Here is a 20,251-nt window from a genome sequence, read left to right as displayed (position 1 = left end):
ATTCGACGTAAAGTAAACGCGTGCCGATCCCGACGCCGTACGAGGACCTCCTGAGGCTGGTTCTCGAGCGGGGCACAGCCAAAGCCGACCGCACCGGCACCGGCACCCGCAGCCTGTTCGGGCACCAGATGCGATTCGACCTGGCCGCGGGCTTTCCGCTGATCACCACCAAAAAGGTGCATCTGAAATCGGTGGTCTACGAGCTACTGTGGTTTCTGCGCGGCGACTCCAACGTCAGCTGGTTGCAGGAGCACGGTGTATCGATCTGGGATGAATGGGCCAGCGCGACAGGCGATCTCGGTCCGGTGTACGGGGTGCAATGGCGGTCGTGGCCGACGCCGTCGGGCGAGCATGTCGACCAGATCAGCGCGGCGTTGAATCTGTTGAGAACCGACCCGAACTCGCGTCGCATCATCGTCTCGGCGTGGAACGTCGGCGAGATCTCGCAGATGGCGCTCGCGCCGTGCCACGCGCTGTTCCAGTTCTATGTGGCCGATGGTCGGCTCAGCTGCCAGCTCTACCAGCGCAGCGCCGACCTGTTCCTCGGCGTGCCGTTCAACATCGCCAGCTACGCGCTGCTGACCCATATGATGGCCGCGCAGGCGGGTTTGGGTGTCGGCGACTTCGTGTGGACCGGGGGCGACTGTCATATCTATGACAACCACGTCGAGCAGGTCACCGAGCAGCTGACTCGCGACCCGCGTCCATATCCGAAACTTGTTTTGGCGCAGCGTGACTCGATCTTTGGCTACAGCTACGACGACGTCGTGGTCGACGATTACCACCCGCATCCGGCGATCAAAGCGCCGGTCGCTGTATGAGTCCGTTCGGGCTGATCTGGGCGCAGTCGACCTCGGGGGTCATCGGCCGGTCCGGCGGCATCCCGTGGCAGGTCCCCGAGGACCTGATCCGCTTCAAACAGGTCACCCTCGGTCACACCGTGGTGATGGGCCGGCGCACCTGGGAGTCGCTGCCGGCGTCGGTACGCCCGTTGCCCGGCCGCCGCAATGTCGTATTGACCCGCCACGCTGACTACGTGGCGGACGGCGCCGACGTTGTCAGCAGCCTGAACGACGCGCTGACCGATCCCGACACCTGGGTGATCGGCGGCGAACAGATCTACACGCTGGCGTTGCCACAGGCGAGCCGGTGCGAGGTCACCGAGATCGATATCGAGCTGCCTCGCGACGACGGCGATGCGGTGGCCCCGGTGCTCGACGAGCACTGGGTGGGCACGCCGGGAGAGTGGCACACCAGCCGCGCGGGCGTGCGATATCGGTTTCACAGCTACCATCGCGCGTGAGCGCACTCACCGCTGTGCAGGCCCGGCGAATTGCCGTGGCGGCGCAGGGCTTCGCCGAGACGAAGCCCACCGGGCCGGTGACCCGTGCGCATCTGCGTCGACTGATCTCACGCATTCACGTGCTGCAGCTGGATTCGGTGTCGGTTGCGGTGCGGGCCCACTATGCGCCCGTCTTCAGCAGGCTCGGACCGTACAACCGGGACGTGCTGGACCGGGCGGCGTGGGCGCACAGCGCGCGCTCACCCCGGCTGCTGGTCGAGTACTGGGCGCACGAGGCCGCGTTGATGGCGGTCGACGACTGGCCGCTGATGCGTTGGCGGATGGGGCAGTACCGGCACGGGCGGTGGGGCACCCACATCGTCAAGGCCAACCCGAAGCTCGCCGACCAGATCGTGGCCGCCGTCACCGAACTCGGACCGAGCACCGCGGGTCAGATCGAGGCGCAGCTGGCCACCGGGCCGCGCGGCCCGCGGGGAGAGTGGTGGGGGAGCCGCACCGACACCAAGTGGGTGGCCGAGGCATTGTTCGCCGCCGGCACGCTGACCACGGCGACCCGGGTGGGATTCACCCGGCACTACGACCTGGCCGAGCGGGTGCTGCCCGCCGAGGTGGTCACGCGCGAGGTCGGCGAAGACGACGCGGTTCGAGAGCTGGTGCTGCGAGCCGCCGCCGCGCTCGGGGTGGCCACCGAGCCGGACATCCGGGACTATTTCCGGCTGGCCCCAAGCCAGGCGAAGCCGGCGGTGGCCCGGCTGGTCGCCGACGGCGAGTTGGAGCTGGTCGAGGTCGACGGCTGGTCGGCGCCCGCGTACCTTCCTGCAGGGCAGACGATTCCGCGACGCGACCGCGGGACGGCGTTGCTGTGCCCGTTTGACCCGCTGATCTTTTTCCGTCCGCGGGTGCAGCGGCTGTTCGGATTCCACTACCGCATCGAGATCTACACCCCGGCCCACAAGCGTCGGTACGGCTATTACGTGTGGCCGTTTCTGCTCGACGGTGAGTTGGTGGGCAGGGTCGACCTCAAAGCCGACCGCTCGGCGGACGCCCTGCATGTCGTGGGTGCATTCATCGAGGCGGGTCACCAGCCTGCACGGGTGGCCGAGGCACTGGCCGGGGAGTTGCAGACAATGGCCGGTTGGTTGGGTTTGGCCGGCGTGACGGTCGGTAGGTGCGGCGATCTGGTGGGTGCGCTGAGGTCGGCAGTCGGCTTTCGACGAACGTGAAGCTGGCTGCCCGCTCGACGCCGAGAGTGCAGCCAGCTTCATCTCCGCGCCGGGCAAGGCGATCATCGTCGGCGCCACCCGCCGGATTTGCGCGCAACTCTACGAGGAGATCATCACATTGCGCCCGAATTGGCACGACAAGTCGATCGAGAAGGGCGCGATCAAGGTCGTCTACTCCGGTTCCCCGCAAGACCAGGGGATCATCGCCAAACATGTGCGCCGCGAATCCGAGAACAAGGCGATCCAGGAACGGCTGCGCGACGCCGACGACGAGCTGCAGATGGTGATCGTCAAGGACATGATGCTCACCGGTTTCGACGCGCCGCCGCTGCATACCCTCTACCTCGACCGCCCGCTCAAGGGCGCGCTGCTGATGCAGACGCTGGCCCGGGTGAACCGGACGTTCCGCGGCAAGCCATCCGGGCTGCTGGTGGCCTACGCGCCGCTGGCCGACAACCTGGCCGCGGCGCTGGCCGAGTACACCGAGGCCGACCGCACCACCAAACCCGTCGGCAAGGACATCCGCGACGAGGTGGCGCAGGACACCACGAGACTCGTCGGACAACTCGACGAGCTGTGCGCGGGCTATGAGTGGCGCTCGAAAGTCGATGCGGGGCAGTACGGCTGGATGAAGGCTGCGATCGGCCTGACCGCCTACCTGCGCTCACCGTCCACGCCGGGCAACCAGGTTGGCGACGGCGAGCCCACTCTGGCCGACCGGTTCCGGACACTGGCCAACCACCTGTCCCGCGCATGGTCGCTGTGCTCGGGAATCGACACCCTGGAGGCGTTACGGCCGACGGTCAAGTTCTACGAACAGGTCCGGGTCTGGATGGGCAAATTCGACGCCGAGCAGCGGCGGGCCGAAGGCAAGCCGATTCCCGACGACATCAAGCGGCTGTTATCCACGCTCGTCGCGGAATCGACCGCGTCAGGAGAGATCCTCGACATCTACGGCGCGGCCGGCATACCCAAACCGTCGCTGTCCGAGCTCGGCCCGGACTATGAAGCCAAGGCCAAAGCCGCAGCCAACCCGCACCTGGCGATCGAGGCGCTACGCGCAGTGCTCAACCAGGAGCTGGCGGCGGCCACCAAGAATAACGTGGTGCGCCAGCGCGCGTTTTCCGATCGGATCGCCGACCTGATGCGCCGCTACACCAACCAGCAGCTCACCAGCGCCGAGGTGATCGCCGAGCTGATCGCTATGGCGAAAGAGGTTGCCGTCGAGGGTAATAGAGGTAAGCGGTTCACTCCGCCGCTCTCGCACGACGAGCTGGCCTTCTACGACGCGGTGGCCCAGAACGAATCGGCCGTCGAACTGCAGGGCACCGACGTGCTGGCCCAGATCGCGCGCGAGCTGGTCGCCGTGATGCAGCGCGACACCAAGACCGACTGGACCGTGCGTGATGACGTGCGCGCCAAGCTGCGCTCGGCGATCAAGCGGCTGCTGGTGAAGTACCGGTATCCGCCCGACAAGCAACCGGAAGCGATCAAGCTGGTCATCGAGCAGATGGAAGCGCTGGCGCCGGAATACGCCGAACGGGCGCGTCGCGGTGCGATCCAGGGGAGCCATGGATGACCGGCTGTTGCGGGCATTCGCGACGGCGCAGCAGAGGTACTCAGGCAGCCTTTCGTGGACCCGTTGCGGCGGGCAGCGGGCACCCTGGGCGGGGGAGCTAGAAGTGGTCAGGGCAGCAATGCTTTTCCGACTCGGTAGCGGTTCCGGTGCATTTCGAGAACGGCAAACTGGTCGTCGACGGTCCACCGCTGACCGGACCCGAGCGGCGCAACGTGCTGTTTCCCCCGCCGCCTCAAGCGGGCGGCACTGACACTTTGCCCGCAGGCAGCATCAGGATGCTCGACGGCTCCAGCTACATGATGGTCGCAGGCACCAAAGACTTGAACCCGACCGGCGGTTCGTGGCTGACGAAAGTCACCAACGACCCCTCCCAGGGCTGGAAGCCCATCGAAAACTCATGGCGCTCCCAATCAGCCGCCCCGACCCAGATCAGCGGCTACCAAAGCAGCAAAGACGGCATGGTCTACATCGCCGCCGACTCCTTCGACCGCAGCCAAGGCGTCAGCATGTACCGCGTCGACCCAGAACACGTCAACGACCGCAAGGACTGGCAACCCTGGACCGGCAACGGATGGGGGCAGCCAGGGCAGGAAGCCGCGTCCCTAACTCCACAGGGTGCCCGATTCGGCGAACTCAGCTTCCGGGAAGTCGACGGGAAATCATTCCTGTCAGGGTTCAATGCACACCAAGGTGGGACGACCGGCGCGGTAGAGGTGCAGGTCGCCAACAGCCCCACCGAGATTTTCAGCAACGGCATACCGACTGTTGTCGCCCCCGGCGGTGGCTGGAATCATCATCATCCGGTGCCTGGGACATATCCGCAGAACTACGGCGGCTACATCCTTCCCGGTTCAACGCTCGATGACATGGCGTTCTGGTCAGTCAGTGGAACACCAAAACTGGCACCCGCTCCGTGGACCACCGCACCGGCCGGGTCAGCCCACCAACGGGTTCCGTACTACCACCGAGGAGCTGAATCGTCCGAAATCTCGGTCAGCCGACCACAATTCACGTACGCCGTGCGCTGCGCAGAGTGCGGCTATCCGAGCGTCGTGCACCATCGATCCGGTGACCTTTCCCGCCGTAAGTATCGTTTTCAACTGTTCCCAATAGCCTGCTGGCTCACTCAGCACCGACAGCGAAGGCGAAGCGAGCCACGCTTCGATTTGTGTTGTCGCCTGAGTCCGGGTGCTCGGTGGACGATAGATCTTCGGATGTGTGCTGATCGCAAAGAATTCGTGCAGGCATGGCCAGGGAATCGCCCATCCAGATTTGCCCTCCGCGAGTGCCTTGATCCGCTCGGCGGCGGCGTCGTGGAACTCGGCGTCGCGCCGGTGTGCATAGACCAGGATGTTGGTGTCGACGGCGATCACGCTGGATAGATGGCATCGCGGATCTGCTCCCACGTTGCGCCGCGAAATGCCGGCTGCGGGCCGTGGCCTTCGACACTAGCGTCGGCGAGCATGAACGACGAGGCGATGGAGCGTTGCGTGAGTACGGCGCGCAACCCGGTCTCGATCAATTCCCGCAGTGTGGTCCGCTGTCGGCGCGCGAGTTCTTGTGCCTCACGCACCAGCTCGTCGGGAAGATTCACTGTGGTCTTCATATGGTTAACCGTACCATCAGAGCCATATGGCCATACTCAGTTTGGGTGGCACCACCTTCACCGGGCGCTAGGGTGATCGCCGTGGCCCAGACCGCGCCGTTGCACGTGCAACTGATCGCCAAGACCGACTTCGTCGCGCCGCCCGATGTGGACTGGAGCACCGACGCCGAGGCCGACGGCGGCCAGGCGCTGCTCGAATTCGCCGGCCGGGCCTGCTACCAAAGCTGGTCCAAGCCCAACCCACGCACCGCCACGAACGCGTCGTACATCAAGCACATCATCGACGTCGGGCACTTCTCGGTGCTCGAGCACGCCAGCGTCTCGTTCTACATCACCGGCATCTCGCGATCGTGCACCCACGAGCTGATCCGCCACCGGCACTTCTCCTACTCACAGCTCTCGCAGCGCTACGTGCCGGAAAACGACTCACAGATCGTCGTGCCGCCCGGTATGGAGGACGACGACGAGTTACGGCGCATCCTCACCGAGGCCGCCGATTCCAGTCGCGCCACCTACACCGAACTGCTGGACAAGCTGGAAGCCAAGTTCGCCGATCAACCCAACGCACTTCTGCGTCGCAAACAGGCCCGTCAGGCCGCGCGGGCGGTGCTACCCAACGCCACCGAGACCCGCATCGTGGTCACCGGAAACTACCGCGCGTGGCGGCATTTCATCGCGGTGCGGGCCAGTGAGCACGCCGATATCGAGATCCGGCGATTGGCGATCGCATGCTTGCGGCTGCTAGTCGACGTCGCGCCGGCAGTGTTCAGCGACTTCGACATCGCCACCCTGGCCGACGGCACCGCGGTGGCGACCAGTCCGCTGGCCACCGAGGCCTGAGCACACCGCGCCGCACCGGCAAATGGGTTTGGTACCGCCAGGTAACCTAGGGTGCGTGAGCACCGGCGGATTCGACGTTTACGCGCGCCTGGGAACGCTGCTGACCGCCATGGTGACGCCGTTCGCCCGGGACGGCGCCCTGGATCTCCCGGCCGCGGCCCGGTTGGCGACCCACCTGGTCGACGCCGGCTGTGACGGTCTGGTGGTATCCGGGACCACCGGCGAATCGCCGACCACCACCGACGCCGAGAAGCTCGCCGTGCTGCGGGCCGTGCTCGAAGCCGTCGGCAACCGGGCCCGCGTGATCGCCGGCGCCGGCAGCTACGACACCGCACACAGCGTCCACCTGGCGAAAGCCTGCGCGGCCGAAGGGGCGCACGGTCTGCTCGTCGTCACGCCGTATTACTCGCGGCCACCGCAGGCCGGCCTGCTGGCACACTTCACTGCGGTCGCCGACGCGACGCCATTACCGGTGCTGCTCTACGACATCCCGCCGCGCTCGGTGGTACCCATCGAATTCGAGACCTTGCGTGCGCTGGCGGCGCACCCGAACATCGTCGGTGTCAAAGACGCCAAGGGTGACTTGCACGGCGGCGCGCAGTTGATGGCCGAAACCGGGCTGGCCTACTACTCGGGCGACGACGCGCTGAATCTGCCTTGGCTCGCGATGGGCGCTGTCGGATTCATCAGCGTGATCTCCCACCTGGCGGCTGGACAGCTGCGGGATTTGTTGTCGGCCTTTGCTTCCGGAGATGTCGCGACCGCCCGCAAGATCAACGTCGCGATCGCACCGCTGTCGAATGCGATGAGCCGACTCGGTGGAGTGACGTTGTCCAAGGCCGGTTTGCGGCTGCAGGGCATCGAGGTCGGCGACCCGCGCCTGCCGCAGGTCGCCGCGACGCCGGCACAAATCGACGCACTGGCTGCCGACATGCGCGCAGCCTCGGTGCTCAGGTAATCAGAGGACGACTCCCAGGTGGAACTAGACCTTCAGCCGCCAGGTCCGTTGAAAACGGGTGGGTTGCGGGTGACCGCGCTTGGCGGAATCAGCGAAATCGGCCGCAACATGACCGTTTTCGAGCATCTGGGCCGGCTGCTGATCATCGACTGCGGCGTGATGTTCCCAAACCACGATGAGCCGGGCGTCGACCTGATCCTGCCCGACCTGCGGCACATCGACGACCGGCTCGACGATGTCGAGGCGCTGGTGTTGACCCATGGGCACGAAGACCACATCGGAGCGATTCCGTTCCTGCTCAAGCTGCGTCCCGACATTCCGGTGGTCGGGTCGAAGTTCACCCTGGCCCTGGTTGCCGCGAAATGTCGCGAGCACCGGGTCAAACCGGTGTTCATCGAAGTGGCCGAGGGGATGCGCACCACCCACGGGGTGTTCGAATGCGAATACTTCGCCGTCAACCACTCTATCCCCGACGCGCTGGCCATTGCGGTGCGCTCGGGCGCCGGGACCGTGCTGCACACCGGCGACATCAAACTCGACCAACTTCCGCTCGACGGCCGGCCCACCGACCTGCCGGGCATGTCCAGGCTCGGCGACGCCGGGGTCGATTTGTTGCTGTGCGACTCGACCAACGCCGAGATCCCTGGTGTCGGGCCGTCGGAGAGCGAGATCGGGCCGTCGTTGCACCGGCTGATCCGCGGCGCGCACGGACGAATCATCGTCGCGTGCTTCGCCTCCAATGTCGATCGCGTGCAACAGATCATCGACGCCTCGGTGGCGTTGGGCCGGCGGGTGTCGTTCGTCGGTCGGTCCATGGTGCGCAACATGGGCATCGCGCGCGATCTCGGCTTTCTCACCGTCGACGAGTCCGATCTTGTCGACATCGGCGCCGCGGAGATGATGGCGCCCGAACAGGTGGTGCTGATCACCACCGGAACGCAGGGCGAGCCGATGGCGGCGCTGTCGCGGATGTCGCGCGGTGAGCATCGCAGCATCACGCTCACGTCGGGCGATCTGATCATCCTGTCGTCCTCGTTGATCCCAGGCAACGAGGAAGCCGTCTACGGGGTCATCGACGAACTGGCCAAGATCGGGGCCCGCGTCGTCACCAATCAGCAAGTTCGCGTGCATGTTTCAGGGCACGCCTACTCCGGTGAGTTGTTGTTCCTCTACAACGGAATTCGCCCGCGCAACGTCATGCCGGTGCACGGCACCTGGCGAATGCTACGGGCGAACGCCAAGCTCGCCGCCAGCACGGGGGTGGCCGAAGAGTCGATCGTGTTGGCCGAGAACGGGGTCAGCGTCGACCTGGTCGGCGGCGCGGTCAGCATCGCCGGCGCGGTGCCGGTCGGCAAGATGTTCGTCGACGGGCTGATCACCGGCGACGTCGGCGACACCACGCTGGGTGAGCGACTCATTTTGTCCTCCGGCTTCATCGCGGTGACGGTGGTGCTGCGTCGCGAAACCGGTAAACCGGCGGTGCCTCCGCAATTGCATTCGCGCGGCTTCTCCGAAGACCCCAAGGCATTGGAGCCCGCTGTCCGCAAGGTCGAGGCCGAGCTGGAGTCGCTTGTGGCGCAGAATGTCACGGACCCAGCACGGATCGCGCAGGCCGTCCGCCGCACGGTCGGCAAGTGGGTGGGGGAGACCTATCGCCGCCAGCCGATGATCGTGCCGACCGTCATCGAAATCTGACCTCGGCGTCGATCAGGCCCGTTGCTTCGATGGTGTGGCCGAACAACATTCCGACAAAGGCGGCGAGTTGACTGCGTGCCAGGATCAGCTGTTGCCGTAGCGGAGGCGCCTTGGTGAAATCGCCGCCCGCCATCTGGTCGAGCAGAGCGATTCCGCCGATGTACTGACGACGGAGTTCGGCCACCCGTTGGCGCAGCGATCCCACCACGTGTAGGCCCCCGGGCGCGACGTTCAACACCGACAGCAGACGGTCGACATAGATGATCACGCGATGCTCATCGAGGTCGTCGTGCGGGCCGAGATCCAAACGGCGAGTTGCCGCATCGAGTACTGCCGCCTGATGCGATGACAGGTAGCGGTACGCCGGCTCGGCAGAAGCCCCCGGCAGTACGCCCGGTAGCCGGACAGCCTCGTCGCTGACCACCTGACGAGTATGACCCTGCCAGCGGTCGCGACGTGGGAACGGCCACGTCGCGGCGTGTCGGGGGTTACGTCTTCTCGGCATACTCGATCCATTCGACCGGCGAGACGGCGACCAGCACCATTGGGCCGAAAGCTGTTTGTGCCGCGGGATTTCCAGGCATAGCCGCTACTTGTTGAGGAAGCCTGCATCGACGGGCAGGGTCACCCCGGTGACATAGCGAGCTTGATCGGATACCAACCAAGCGACTGCGTTGGCGATGTCTTCGGGGTCCAGTGTCTCTACCGGCATCGCGTTACCCATAGCCCCCGGGGTATCTGTCGCGGCGGCCATCTTGGCGAGCCAGCCACGCGTGAACTCGTTGTTGATCATCGGTGTCTCGACACCGGACGGATGAATCGAATTCACCCGGATATGCTGTTTGGCAAGCAGATTCGCATAGATTCGCATCAACCCGACGACGCCGTGCTTGGCGGCCGCGTAACCGACCGAGCCGGCGTCCGGGCTGCCCACGCCGGCCAGCCCGGCAGACGAACTGATCAACACGATCGATCCACCAGTGTCTTGTTTGACCATCGTCGGGATCGACACCTTGATGGTGTTGTAGACCCCGGTGAGGTTGACGTCGATGACGTCGTTCCAACCGTCGTCACCCGACTGCATGGGAGCGATACCCGCGTTGGCCACCACGATGTCGAGCCGTCCGAATTCGTCGAGGCCTTCGTGCAGCGCGGATGACAACGATGACCGGTCCCGGACATCACCACGAGCGGCCACAATCCGGGATCCGGTGTCTTCGACCAGTTTGACGGTGGCAGCCAGGTCGTCCGGGGTGGCCAGCGGGTACGGGACACTCGCGATCTGCTCGCACAGATCGACGGCGATGATGCGGGCGCCGTCGGCGGCCAGTCGCACCGCGTGCGCGCGCCCCTGGCCGCGGGCCGCCCCGGTGATGAAGGCGACTTTTCCTTCCAGCGGCCGCGACATCAGTGGCGCAGAATTCCCTGTTCGGCCGTGCCCGCCGGAACAGGCTGCAGCATCTTGATGTCCGGCGCGCCGGCCAGGTGCTCACCGACCGCGGCGAACATCTTGCCGACCGCCGGGGCGGTGCTGTGCGTCTTGAGCGCGTCCTCGTCCGCCCACTGCTCGACGAACACAAACGTCTCGCCGGACTGATGCAGCGAATAGAGCTGGCAGCCGGGTTCTTCATGCACTTCCTCGACCGACGTGGTGAGGATGTCGCGGACGGTGTCGACCGATTCGGGTTTGACGGTCATGGTGGCGACAACGACGACGGGCATCCGGGCCTCCTGCAGGCTTCTGAGCAGCGAATTGCTACGTGATGGATGTCACCTTACTCAGCCATTTCGGCCGCCGAACCGGCGGTTGCATGGTCACGGCCAGGTAACCAGTGTGGCGGATGGTGTAGATGGTGCACTTGCGATTAGGCTTGCCGGCATGGCTAGCAAGACTGTCGCGCGGTCCGGCGCTCGAACGAGCAGGTCAAAGGCGGCTTCGCGAGGTGGTCCCGGTTCGGCGCAGCCGCGGAAAAAGCCCGCTCGCCGGCCCGCCTCGGCTCGTCGGCCGGCCAGGCGGACTCATCACGGTGTGGTGGCCGCCGCAGGTCTGGCTGCGGGCCGGGCTTTACGCGCGACGTGGCTGATGCTGGCCAAGGGAACCGGCAGCACCGCGCGGTCGGTTGGCCGGGCCCGTGAGATCGATCCGGGTCACCGCCGCGACGGCATCGCTTTGGCGCTGCTGGGCGTCGCGGTGGTGATCGCCGCGAGTTCGTGGTTCGACGCGGCCCGCCCGGTCGGCGCATGGGTCGACTCGGGGGTGCGCATTCTCATCGGCTCGGCGGTCGGGGTGCTGCCCCTCGTCCTCGGCGCGGTGGCGGTGCTGCTGATGCGCACCGAACCGAATCCGGAGGCCCGGCCCCGGCTGGTGCTCGGCGCGACGATGGTGGCTCTTCCGGCGCTGGGCCTGTGGCACTTGTGGGCCGGCTCGCCCGATAACCCGGTCGGGCGTGCCCACGCCGCGGGCTTCATCGGGTTCGCCATCGGTGGGCCGCTCTCGGAGGGGCTTACCGCGTGGATCTGCGCGCCGTTGTTGTTCATCGGAGCGTTGTTCGGCGTACTGCTGTTGGCGGGCACCACTATTCGCGAAGTGCCCGAGACACTGCGGTCGATGTTCGGCACCCGGATGTTCGGCTACCACGACGCCGACGATGACTACTGCGACGAACTGGACGTCGAAAGCGATGTCGCCGAGGACTTCTCCGACGGCTACTACGACGAAGGATCGGTCTGTGACGACGTTGAAGCAGCCCAGGGGTGGCCGTCGAGCGCCGCGCCGGCCGCGCCGGACGACAGCCCGACGCTCCCGGATCCGGCCGTCTCGCGCAGTCGCAAGGAGGACACCAAGTCTGTTGCCAAGCAAGACACTCTGGTGCTCGACCGGGTTGTCGAAGGCCCGTACACGCTGCCGCCGATGAACCTGCTGGTGGCCGGTGATCCGCCGAAGAAGCGCAGCGCCGCCAACGACCAGATGGCCGATTGCATCAGCTCGGTGCTGCGGCAGTTCAAGGTCGACGCTGCAGTCACCGGATGCACCCGCGGACCGACCGTCACACGTTACGAGGTCGAGCTCGGCCCCGGCGTCAAGGTGGAGAAGATCACCGCGCTACAGAAGAATATCGCCTACGCGGTGGCCACCGAGAGTGTCCGCATGCTGGCCCCGATCCCGGGCAAGTCCGCCGTCGGCATCGAGGTGCCCAACACCGACCGGGAAATGGTCAGGCTCGCAGACGTTCTCACCGCGCCGTCGACCCGTCGCGACCACCACCCGCTGGTGATCGGGCTGGGCAAGGACATCGAGGGCGATTTCATCTCGGCCAACCTGGCCAAGATGCCGCATTTGCTGGTCGCCGGCTCCACCGGGTCGGGTAAGTCCAGCTTCGTCAACTCGATGCTGGTGTCGTTGCTGGCCCGGGCCACCCCCGAAGAGGTCAGGATGATCCTGATCGACCCGAAGATGGTGGAACTGACGCCGTATGAGGGAATTCCGCACCTGATCACGCCGATCATCACCCAGCCGAAGAAGGCGGCGGCGGCGCTGGCGTGGCTGGTCGAGGAGATGGAACAGCGCTACCAGGACATGCAGGCGTCCCGGGTCCGTCATATCGACGACTTCAACGCGAAGGTGCGCAACGGCGAGATCACCGCGCCGCTGGGCAGCCAACGAGAATACCGCCCGTACCCGTACGTCTTGGCGATCGTCGACGAGCTGGCCGACCTGATGATGACGGCCCCGCGCGACGTCGAGGACGCCATCGTGCGGATCACCCAGAAGGCCCGCGCCGCAGGCATCCACCTGGTGCTGGCCACCCAGCGACCGTCCGTCGACGTCGTCACCGGTTTGATCAAGACCAACGTGCCGTCGCGGCTGGCGTTCGCGACGTCGTCACTGACCGACAGTCGGGTGATTCTCGACCAGGCCGGCGCCGAGAAATTGATCGGTATGGGTGACGGCCTGTTCCTGCCGATGGGCGCGGGCAAGCCGGTACGGCTGCAGGGTGCCTACATCACCGACGAGGAGATCCAGGCAGTCGTGGCGGCTTGCAAAGAGCAGGCCGAGCCTGAGTACACCGAGGGCGTCACCGCCGCCAAGCCCAGCGGCGAACGCAAAGACGTCGACCCCGACATCGGCGACGACATGGACGTCTTCCTGCAAGCCGTGGAGCTCGTGGTATCGAGTCAGTTCGGCTCCACGTCGATGCTGCAGCGCAAGTTGCGGGTCGGGTTCGCCAAGGCCGGCAGGCTGATGGACCTGATGGAGACCCGGGGCATCGTCGGGCCGTCCGAGGGGTCCAAGGCGCGCGACGTGCTGGTCAAACCGGACGAACTCGGTCCGATGCTGATGCTGATCCGCGGCGGCGCAGGCGCAGATGGGTCAGACGACGACGGCGATTAGCCGCGAGCAGACGCAGAATCGCACTATGCGTTCCCGGAAAACGCGATTCTATGTCTGCTCGCCGGGACGAGCCCGGGCCAAATGAGAGCTACAGCACCAGCAGCATCCGCGAGTTGCCCAATGTGTTCGGCTTGACGTAGCTCAGGTCGAGGAATTCGGCGACACCGATGTCGTAGGAGCGGCGCATCTCCTCGAACACCTCGGTCGGCACCGGGGTGCCCTCGATCTCGGTGAAACCGTGCCGGCCGAAGAACTCTGTCTCGAAGGTCAGCACGAACAGCCGTTGCAACTGGAGTTCGCGAGCCACCAGCAGAAGCTGATCGACGATCGCGTGGCCGATCCCGCGGCCGGTCACCGACGGGTCGACGGCCACCGTGCGAACCTCGCCGAGATCGGCCCACAAGACGTGCAGCGCGCCGCAGCCGACCACCACACCCTGATGCTCGGCCACCCAGAACTCCTGAACGGCCTCGTACAGCGTCACCAGGTTCTTTTCCAGCAGGATCTTGCCCGCGTAAGTGTCGACTAGTTGCTTGATCAGCGGTACGTCCGAAGTGCACGCGCGCCGGATCGTCGGCCCGTCGGCCGGTGGTCCGCTGGTTGCGTTCACGAATTGCAGAGTATCGGTTTCGGCCCGTCTGACAGGTAACCGATATTCTGTTGCCGTGTCGGGGCAGCCTCAACCAGGTCCAGTGGTCCCGCGCGTTCGCGTCACCAATCTTGCCAATGTGCTCACGCTGCTGCGGTTGGTCCTGGTGCCGGTTTTCCTCTTGGCGTTGTTCGCCGGCAACGGACACCAAACTCCCAGCCGGATCATCGCTTTCGTCGTCTTCGCGGTCGCGGTCATCACCGATCGATTGGACGGCGCGCTGGCGCGCAACTACGGCATGGTGACCGAATTCGGCACGATGGCCGACCCGATTGCGGACAAGACGTTGATCGGCGCGGCGCTGATCGGACTGTCGATGCTCGGCGACCTGCATTGGTGGGTGACCGGGGTCATCCTGGCCCGCGAGGTCGGCGTCACCGTGCTGCGCTTCGTGATGCTGCGCCACGGCGTCATCCCCGCCAGCCGCGGCGGCAAGCTCAAGGCCCTGGTCCAGGCCGTCGCGATCGGGCTGTTCGTGCTGCCGGTGTCGGGAGCCTGGCTGATGGCTGCGTGGGTGATGATGGCGGCCGCGATCGTGCTGACCTTGGTGACCGGGCTGGATTACGTCGTCTCGGCCGTCAGGGATTCTCGTCGACGACCCGCTGCTGACTGACGATGCGGGTCTCCGGGTCGCGCGGGCTGACCAATCGGGGAACCAATGGCAGAGCAGCGCACGTTGAGCAGATCATGCTGACCGGACGTAAGGAGAGCGTGATGCCGTCATTGCTGCGCGAGGTTCTCGGCGACGCACTGCGTCAAGCCCGCATCACCCAAGGTCGGACGCTGCGCCAGGTGTCCGACAGCGCGCGGGTCAGCCTGGGATACCTTTCCGAGGTCGAGCGCGGTCGTAAGGAGGCATCCAGCGAACTGCTCAGCGCGATCTGCGACGCGCTGGACGTGACACTGTCACAGCTGCTCACAGACGCCAGTGCACAGCTGGCTGTCCAGGATTCGGCGCAGGTGTCGACCGTGGCCAGGTCGACGACCGCCGCCAATATCGACGCCAGCACCAAGGTCGTCATCCCGCCGGTCCCGGCATTGGCCTTATCGGCCCGTGCCAGCTAGTCCCCGGCCGGCGACACTGTGGCAATCGCAGCGGAGACGCTAGGTTGAGCCTGACGACAGTCATCTACACACGAAGGCGGAGCTCACTGATGGCCAACCCGTTCGTCAAAGCGTGGAAGTACGTCATGGCGCTTTTCGACGCGAAAATCGACGAACACGCCGACCCCAAAGTGCAGATCCAGCAGGCCATCGAAGAAGCGCAGCGTCAGCACCAGGCGCTGACCCAGCAAGCCGCGCAGGTGATCGGCAACCAGCGCCAACTCGAGATGCGTCTCAACCGCCAGCTCGCCGACATCGAAAAGCTCCAGGTCAACGTCCGCCAGGCGGTGACGCTGGCCGATCAGGCCACCGCCGCGGCCGACACCGCGAAGGCAGGCGACTACAACAACGCCGCCGAGGCGTTCGCCGCCCAACTGGTGACCGCCGAACAGAGCGTGGAAGACCTCAAAGCGCTGCACGACCAGGCACTCGGCGCGGCCGCGCAGGCCAAGAAGGCCGTCGAGCGCAATGCCATGGTGCTGCAGCAGAAGATCGCCGAGCGCACCAAGCTGCTCAGCCAGCTCGAGCAGGCCAAGATGCAGGAGCAGGTCAGCAAGTCGCTGCGATCGATGAGTGAGATCGCAGCGCCTGGCACCACACCGAACCTCGACGAAGTCCGCGACAAGATCGAGCGCCGCTACGCCAGCGCGCTGGGTCAAGCCGAGCTGGCGCAGAACTCTGTGCAAGGTCGCATGATCGAGGTCGAGCAGGCCGGTGTCGAGATGGCCGGCCACTCGCGGTTGGAGCAGATCCGGGCGTCGATGCGGGGTGAGGCTTTACCGGCCGGTGGTGCGGCGAGTGATTCCGCGGCGCCGAGCACCCCGGCGGCGGCACCGCAGGCTGCGCCCACTGAGAAACCGCTCGGTCAGTAGGGGGCAAGCGGCGATGGCGGCGCAGTCGGGTCGCGACGGGGCATGGCGGACGCTGTTGCTGCGTGGCCTCGACACGGCCAGCGAGCTTGCCGGGTTGGTCTTCCAAAAGATCAGTGCGGCAACCGATCCCCGGGCAAGGCAGCTGCGGCGTCGACGCCGCGCGCTGCGCTGGGGCCTGATCTTCACTGCGGGAACCGTGTGCTGGGGCGTGGTGACAGCCATCCTGGCGGCGTGGGGGTGGTTCGCGCTACTGCTGGAGATTACCGGCGGAGTCGCTGTCGCGCAGGCGATGACCGCCACGCTGCTGTTGATCCGCTACCGCTGGCTGAAAGCGGATCCACTACCCCCGCAGCGGCCCAACAACATTCGGCGCCTGCCGCCACCCAGTTCGGCGGCTCGTCCGGCGATGTACGCGCTGGGTGCTTCCGAGCGGGGCTTCTTCTCGTTGCTTGGTGTGATGGAGCGCGGCAACATGTTGCCCGACACCGAGATTCGTGACCTCACGGCTGCAGCCCAGAAAAGTTCAGCCGCCCTGGCGGCCACGGCCACCGAGGTGGTGTCGATGGAGCGGGCGGCGCACGGAACACCGCAGTCGCGGTCGTACCTGGCGCCCACGATCAATGCGTTCACTGCGCAGTTGAGTGCCGGCGTGCGCCAATACAACGAAATGGTCACCGCTGCAGCGCAACTGGTTTCATCGGCAAACGCAGATTGTGGCGCCACGCTGGCGCCGTCGCGACAACGCTACCGCGACGAACTGGCCGGTGCCACCGATCGCCTGGCCGGTTGGTCACAGGCCTTCGACGAGCTCGGCGGGCTGCCGCGGCGGGCGTAGAGCTCAGATGTCCTGGCTGCGGCCGGTCGACTCGTCTCGGGGGCCGTAGCGGTCGATGTACGACTGACGCATCTGCTCCTCGCGCTTACTGCGGCGCGCGTCAACCAAATTCGGGTCGAGCCGGTGTACCTGCAGCATGTGCCGCCGCCACACCTTGTTCAGCGCGTGCGAGAAGTACACGAACGGAATCAGGATCGGCAGCGTCATGCTCAGATGCACGTCGAGCGTCGTCGGGATCAGCCAGAACGGGGCGAGTACCAACACCGCCGGAACCGCGACCCGTCGCATCATCCGGCCTGTTGCGCCTTTGCCGGCCGCATCGTTGCGTACCCAGTCCCGCATCGAGTCGGGCAGCTGGCCACCACAGCAGTACCGGATGAATTGAAAAGTGTTGGGACGTGCTTCTTTATCGGACATGGTGGCTAGAGCGATGCGCGCAGCGACGGCACCACCAGCCCCGCGAGGCCACGCAGAGTCGCTTTGAACATGTCGAAGAAGTCGAAGTAATCGCGCCACAGCGTGATCTGGCCGTCGTGCACCTCGAAGACGCCGCACACCCAGAACTGCAGCCGCAGTGGGCCGAAGATCAGCGCGTCGGTGCGCTCGGTGAGCACTGCTGCGCCGTCGGCGGCGATCCGGTGGATCTTCACCTCGAAGCCGGCGGCGCCGCCCAGCGAGCTGAACAGTTTCATCGCGCGCCGACGGCCATGAATCGTTGGCAGACCGACGTTCTGGTACACCAGATCTTCGGCCAATGCGGCGCCTGCGGTGTCGAGGTCGGCGTCCTGCAGCGCATTCAGGAAGACCTCCACGGTGTGGGTGTTCGCCAGAGTCTGCTCGGTCATGATCACCAGCCTAACCAGTTGCTGTGGCAGGGTGGTGCGATGCGCGTCGCGGTGGTGGCCGGGCCGGACCCCGGTCACTCCTTTCCGGCGATCGCGCTGTGCCGGCGGTTTCTCGCGGCGGGGGACACACCTACCCTGCTGACCGGCGCCGAGTGGCTGGCGACTGCTCGCGCTGCCGGTGTCGACGCCGTCGAGTTGGCCGGGCTCGACCCGACCCAGGACGACGACGATGGCGATGCGGGAGCCAAGATTCATCAGCGTGCCGCCCGGATGGCCGTGCGCAATCGCGGGCAGCTGCAAGCGATGGGGCTGGATCTGGTGGTGTCCGATGTGATCACCGCCTGCGGTGGGATGACGGCCGAGCTGCTGGGAATCCCGTGGATCGAGCTCAACCCGCATCCGCTGTACCGGCCGTCCAGGGGGTTGCCGCCGCTCGGCAGCGGACTGGCGCCCGGTGCCGGGATTCGCGGCCGGTTGCGGGACGCCACGATGCGCGCGTTGACCGCGCGCTCTCTGCGAGTCGGTACCCGGCAACGGGAACGGGTCCGCGTCGACATCGGTTTGCCGGCAGTCGATCCCGGGCCGTTGCGCATGCTGATCGCGACACTGCCGGCGCTGGAGGTTCCACGCCCAGATTGGCCGGCCGACGCCGTTGTGGTCGGTCCGCTGCACTTCGAGCCGACCGAGCGGGTGCTGTCGATGCCGTCGGGTTCGGGGCCGGTGGTGCTGGTCGCGCCCTCGACCGCGTCGACCGGGACGAAAGGAATGGCCGAGACGGCCCTGGACTGCCTGGCGCCCCTCGGCGTGCGGCTCGTGGTGTCGCGACTCCACGGTCCCGAGTTGGCGTTGCCGTCGTGGGCGGTCGCCGGGCTGGGCCGGCAAGACGACTTGCTGGCCCATGCCGATCTGATGATCTGCGGAGGTGGACACGGCATCGTGGCCAAGACACTGCTGGCCGGGGTACCGCTGGTGGTGGTCCCCGGCGGCGGCGATCAGTGGGAGATCGCCAACCGGGTGGCGCGCCACGGCAGCGGACGGTTGGTGCGGCCGCTGACCGGAGAAGCGCTCGCCAGTGCGGCCGCCGATGTGCTGGCCACGCGCAGCTATCGGGACGCCGCGCAACGTGCCGCGGCCAGCGCCTCCGACGTGGCCGACCCGGTGCGGGTGTGTCATGAGGCGCTTGCCCACGCTGGGTAACTTGGGTGACGTGCGGCTGACGGAATTCAACGAGCGGGTGACCCTGCGATTCGGCGCGACCTATGGCTCCTCGGTGCTGGCTGATCATGTGCTGACTGGGTTCGACGGGCGCACCGCCACGCAGGCGATCGAGGACGGCGTCGAGCCACGGGCCGTGTGGCGGGCGCTGTGCGTCGACTTCGACGTGCCCCGCGAGCAATGGTGAAATTAGCCTCGGGTGCCGCTCGAAAACTGGGTATTATGGTACAACATCTAGTACCATTAAAATCGGAGGTGATGGGTCATGGCTTTGACCGCGAGCGAGGCCCGCAAGAGGCTCTTCCCTCTCATTGAACAAGTCAACAGTGACCGGACAACTGTCGAGATCATCTCCAAGCGCGGCAACGCGGTCCTGATGTCAGCAGATGACTATGCGGCCTGGGTGGAGACCGCGTATCTGTTTCGTTCTCCAGCCAATGCCCGTCGGCTTCTCGACGCCCACGAGGCCTATCAGCGCGGTGACGTCACCGCGCAACCCCTTGATCGCGAGTGAATCTGCTTTTCACGCCGCAGGGGTGGGAGGACTACCGGCACTGGCAAGACACCGATCGTTCCACCCTGAAACGCCTGAACAAGCTGATCGACGCCACCGTGCGCGATCCGCACACCGGAATAGGTAAGCCCGAACCACTGAAATACGGAATTCAAGCGGCATGGTCACGGCGCATCACCGAGGAGCACCGGCTGGTTTACCTCGTGACCGACACCGCAATCGTCGTCCTGCAGGCGCGTTACCACTACACCAACTAAGCATCAAGAAACCGCCACTGCGATGCTCGGTCTTGTGTCGCAACGGCGCGTCACCATCCCCGCTGACTCCCAAGGTTTGCGACGTTCACCCGGTGACTGTGACTGCGGTACTGGGCGACGCCCCGCACGACGGACAAACAGGATCTACCGCAGCTGCCGAAAACGACACCCCAGCCTTTGTCGGAGCGTCTACCAGCCAATTTGCCCGACAGTGATCAGTCAGACGGCAGAGCGCACTGACCTTGGTTAGAAGTTGGCAACCTACCCCCATCCCTTCGTGGGTTCACGCGGGTTGAAGGGATTTCATCGGTAGCCGGGGCAGGGGACCGGTCAGCGCGTCAGCTTTGCGAACCGCTGCTGGGC

Annotated in this window: 24 protein-coding genes; 17 read left to right on the top strand and 7 right to left on the bottom strand. The window is 65.8% G+C overall.

The genetic code is table 11. The features are described 5' to 3' along the window. Positions 1–20: 20 nt before the first annotated feature. From ABDV69_RS14010 to ABDV69_RS13990, 5 genes are all read left to right on the top strand, one after another. Positions 21–821: a thymidylate synthase gene (locus ABDV69_RS14010; protein WP_343575339.1), complete on the top strand. Its 801-nt coding sequence runs from the start codon at positions 21–23 to the stop codon at positions 819–821. Beyond that, on the top strand, positions 818–1,303 hold the full coding sequence (locus ABDV69_RS14005; protein ID WP_343575338.1) for a dihydrofolate reductase: 486 nt from the start codon (positions 818–820) through the stop codon (positions 1,301–1,303). Before ABDV69_RS14010 ends, ABDV69_RS14005 begins: the two co-directional genes overlap by 4 nt. Next, complete coding sequence (locus tag ABDV69_RS14000; protein WP_343575335.1) at positions 1,300–2,526, top strand: crosslink repair DNA glycosylase YcaQ family protein; 1,227 nt, start codon at positions 1,300–1,302, stop codon at positions 2,524–2,526. Before ABDV69_RS14005 ends, ABDV69_RS14000 begins: the two co-directional genes overlap by 4 nt. A gap of 118 nt (positions 2,527–2,644) precedes the next feature. Beyond that, a complete protein-coding gene (locus tag ABDV69_RS13995) occupies positions 2,645–4,105 on the top strand; it encodes a type I restriction enzyme endonuclease domain-containing protein (RefSeq protein ID WP_343575332.1) in 1,461 nt (486 codons plus the stop codon). A gap of 275 nt (positions 4,106–4,380) precedes the next feature. Then, positions 4,381–5,487, top strand: a complete 1,107-nt coding sequence (locus ABDV69_RS13990) for a DUF4185 domain-containing protein (RefSeq protein ID WP_343575330.1) — start codon at positions 4,381–4,383, stop codon at positions 5,485–5,487. On the opposite strand, the gene ABDV69_RS13985 is transcribed toward ABDV69_RS13990, so the two are convergent. Beyond that, entirely contained in the window at positions 5,475–5,711 is a 237-nt protein-coding gene (locus tag ABDV69_RS13985) for a type II toxin-antitoxin system VapB family antitoxin (protein ID WP_343575329.1), read from the bottom strand. The genes ABDV69_RS13990 and ABDV69_RS13985 overlap by 13 nt on opposite strands. Positions 5,712–5,792: 81 nt before the next feature. Between ABDV69_RS13985 and thyX the strand changes: the two genes are divergently transcribed. From thyX to ABDV69_RS13970, 3 genes are read left to right on the top strand one after another with little or no spacing between them, the layout of a single operon-like run. Beyond that, a complete protein-coding gene (gene thyX / locus ABDV69_RS13980) occupies positions 5,793–6,551 on the top strand; it encodes an FAD-dependent thymidylate synthase (protein WP_343575327.1) in 759 nt (252 codons plus the stop codon). 55 nt (positions 6,552–6,606) lie between these two features. Then, a complete protein-coding gene (gene dapA / locus ABDV69_RS13975; protein WP_343575324.1) occupies positions 6,607–7,509 on the top strand; it encodes a 4-hydroxy-tetrahydrodipicolinate synthase in 903 nt (300 codons plus the stop codon). Between the two features lie 18 nt (positions 7,510–7,527). Continuing rightward, the gene (locus ABDV69_RS13970) at positions 7,528–9,204 is read left to right on the top strand and encodes a ribonuclease J (RefSeq protein ID WP_343575322.1); all 1,677 of its coding nucleotides are present in this window, start codon (positions 7,528–7,530) and stop codon (positions 9,202–9,204) included. Here ABDV69_RS13970 and ABDV69_RS13965 read toward each other — a convergent pair. From ABDV69_RS13965 to ABDV69_RS13955, 3 genes are all read right to left on the bottom strand, one after another. Then, the gene (locus tag ABDV69_RS13965; protein WP_343575320.1) at positions 9,191–9,628 is read right to left on the bottom strand and encodes a hypothetical protein; all 438 of its coding nucleotides are present in this window, start codon (positions 9,626–9,628) and stop codon (positions 9,191–9,193) included. The two genes, ABDV69_RS13970 and ABDV69_RS13965, sit on opposite strands and share 14 nt — an antisense overlap. A 165-nt stretch (positions 9,629–9,793) precedes the next feature. Next, positions 9,794–10,615, bottom strand: a complete 822-nt coding sequence (locus ABDV69_RS13960; protein WP_343575361.1) for a mycofactocin-coupled SDR family oxidoreductase — start codon at positions 10,613–10,615, stop codon at positions 9,794–9,796. Beyond that, on the bottom strand, positions 10,612–10,926 hold the full coding sequence (locus tag ABDV69_RS13955) for a putative quinol monooxygenase (protein ID WP_343575318.1): 315 nt from the start codon (positions 10,924–10,926) through the stop codon (positions 10,612–10,614). Before ABDV69_RS13955 ends, ABDV69_RS13960 begins: the two co-directional genes overlap by 4 nt. Positions 10,927–11,083: 157 nt before the next feature. Here ABDV69_RS13955 and ABDV69_RS13950 point away from each other — a divergent pair, with 157 nt between their 5' ends. After that, on the top strand, positions 11,084–13,597 hold the full coding sequence (locus ABDV69_RS13950; RefSeq protein ID WP_343575315.1) for a DNA translocase FtsK: 2,514 nt from the start codon (positions 11,084–11,086) through the stop codon (positions 13,595–13,597). 88 nt (positions 13,598–13,685) lie between these two features. Here ABDV69_RS13950 and ABDV69_RS13945 read toward each other — a convergent pair whose 3' ends face one another. Next, positions 13,686–14,207: an amino-acid N-acetyltransferase gene (locus ABDV69_RS13945; RefSeq protein ID WP_343575313.1), complete on the bottom strand. Its 522-nt coding sequence runs from the start codon at positions 14,205–14,207 to the stop codon at positions 13,686–13,688. Positions 14,208–14,289: 82 nt separating this feature from the next. Here ABDV69_RS13945 and pgsA point away from each other — a divergent pair, with 82 nt between their 5' ends. From pgsA to ABDV69_RS13925, 4 genes are all read left to right on the top strand, one after another. Continuing rightward, positions 14,290–14,859 (top strand): CDP-diacylglycerol--glycerol-3-phosphate 3-phosphatidyltransferase, encoded by a 570-nt coding sequence (gene pgsA / locus ABDV69_RS13940; RefSeq protein WP_343575310.1) that lies wholly within the window; start codon positions 14,290–14,292, stop codon positions 14,857–14,859. A gap of 101 nt (positions 14,860–14,960) precedes the next feature. Continuing rightward, complete coding sequence (gene clgR, locus ABDV69_RS13935; RefSeq protein WP_343575307.1) at positions 14,961–15,311, top strand: transcriptional regulator ClgR; 351 nt, start codon at positions 14,961–14,963, stop codon at positions 15,309–15,311. An 89-nt stretch (positions 15,312–15,400) separates the two neighbouring features. After that, positions 15,401–16,222 (top strand): phage shock protein PspA, encoded by an 822-nt coding sequence (gene pspA / locus ABDV69_RS13930; RefSeq protein WP_343575305.1) that lies wholly within the window; start codon positions 15,401–15,403, stop codon positions 16,220–16,222. 13 nt (positions 16,223–16,235) lie between these two features. Then, positions 16,236–17,057: a hypothetical protein gene (locus ABDV69_RS13925; RefSeq protein WP_343575302.1), complete on the top strand. Its 822-nt coding sequence runs from the start codon at positions 16,236–16,238 to the stop codon at positions 17,055–17,057. 3 nt (positions 17,058–17,060) lie between these two features. Here ABDV69_RS13925 and ABDV69_RS13920 read toward each other — a convergent pair whose 3' ends face one another. Together ABDV69_RS13920 and ABDV69_RS13915 are read right to left on the bottom strand one after the other, a co-directional pair. Then, positions 17,061–17,474: a DUF5313 domain-containing protein gene (locus ABDV69_RS13920; RefSeq protein ID WP_343575300.1), complete on the bottom strand. Its 414-nt coding sequence runs from the start codon at positions 17,472–17,474 to the stop codon at positions 17,061–17,063. A 5-nt stretch (positions 17,475–17,479) separates the two neighbouring features. Beyond that, entirely contained in the window at positions 17,480–17,902 is a 423-nt protein-coding gene (locus ABDV69_RS13915) for a limonene-1,2-epoxide hydrolase (RefSeq protein ID WP_343575298.1), read from the bottom strand. 39 nt (positions 17,903–17,941) lie between these two features. On the opposite strand from ABDV69_RS13915, the gene ABDV69_RS13910 reads away from it, so the two are divergent. The 4 genes from ABDV69_RS13910 to ABDV69_RS13895 all read left to right on the top strand — a co-directional run bounded on the left by ABDV69_RS13910 (position 17,942) and on the right by ABDV69_RS13895 (position 19,888). Beyond that, the gene (locus tag ABDV69_RS13910; protein ID WP_343575296.1) at positions 17,942–19,099 is read left to right on the top strand and encodes a nucleotide disphospho-sugar-binding domain-containing protein; all 1,158 of its coding nucleotides are present in this window, start codon (positions 17,942–17,944) and stop codon (positions 19,097–19,099) included. Beyond that, positions 19,074–19,304 (top strand): DUF3046 domain-containing protein, encoded by a 231-nt coding sequence (locus ABDV69_RS13905; protein ID WP_343575293.1) that lies wholly within the window; start codon positions 19,074–19,076, stop codon positions 19,302–19,304. Before ABDV69_RS13910 ends, ABDV69_RS13905 begins: the two co-directional genes overlap by 26 nt. Positions 19,305–19,382: 78 nt before the next feature. Further along, positions 19,383–19,631 carry a type II toxin-antitoxin system prevent-host-death family antitoxin gene (locus ABDV69_RS13900; RefSeq protein WP_343575291.1) on the top strand — a complete coding sequence of 83 codons (249 nt, stop codon included), beginning with the start codon at positions 19,383–19,385 and terminating at the stop codon, positions 19,629–19,631. Next, positions 19,628–19,888, top strand: a complete 261-nt coding sequence (locus ABDV69_RS13895; protein ID WP_343575289.1) for a Txe/YoeB family addiction module toxin — start codon at positions 19,628–19,630, stop codon at positions 19,886–19,888. Before ABDV69_RS13900 ends, ABDV69_RS13895 begins: the two co-directional genes overlap by 4 nt. The last annotated feature ends 363 nt before the right edge of the window (positions 19,889–20,251 follow it).

This window comes from Mycobacterium sp. (assembly GCF_039583785.1).
Lineage (GTDB): Bacteria > Actinomycetota > Actinomycetes > Mycobacteriales > Mycobacteriaceae > Mycobacterium.
Note: the sequence above shows the minus strand (reverse complement) of the source record. Positions and strands in the feature narration are given on the sequence as shown.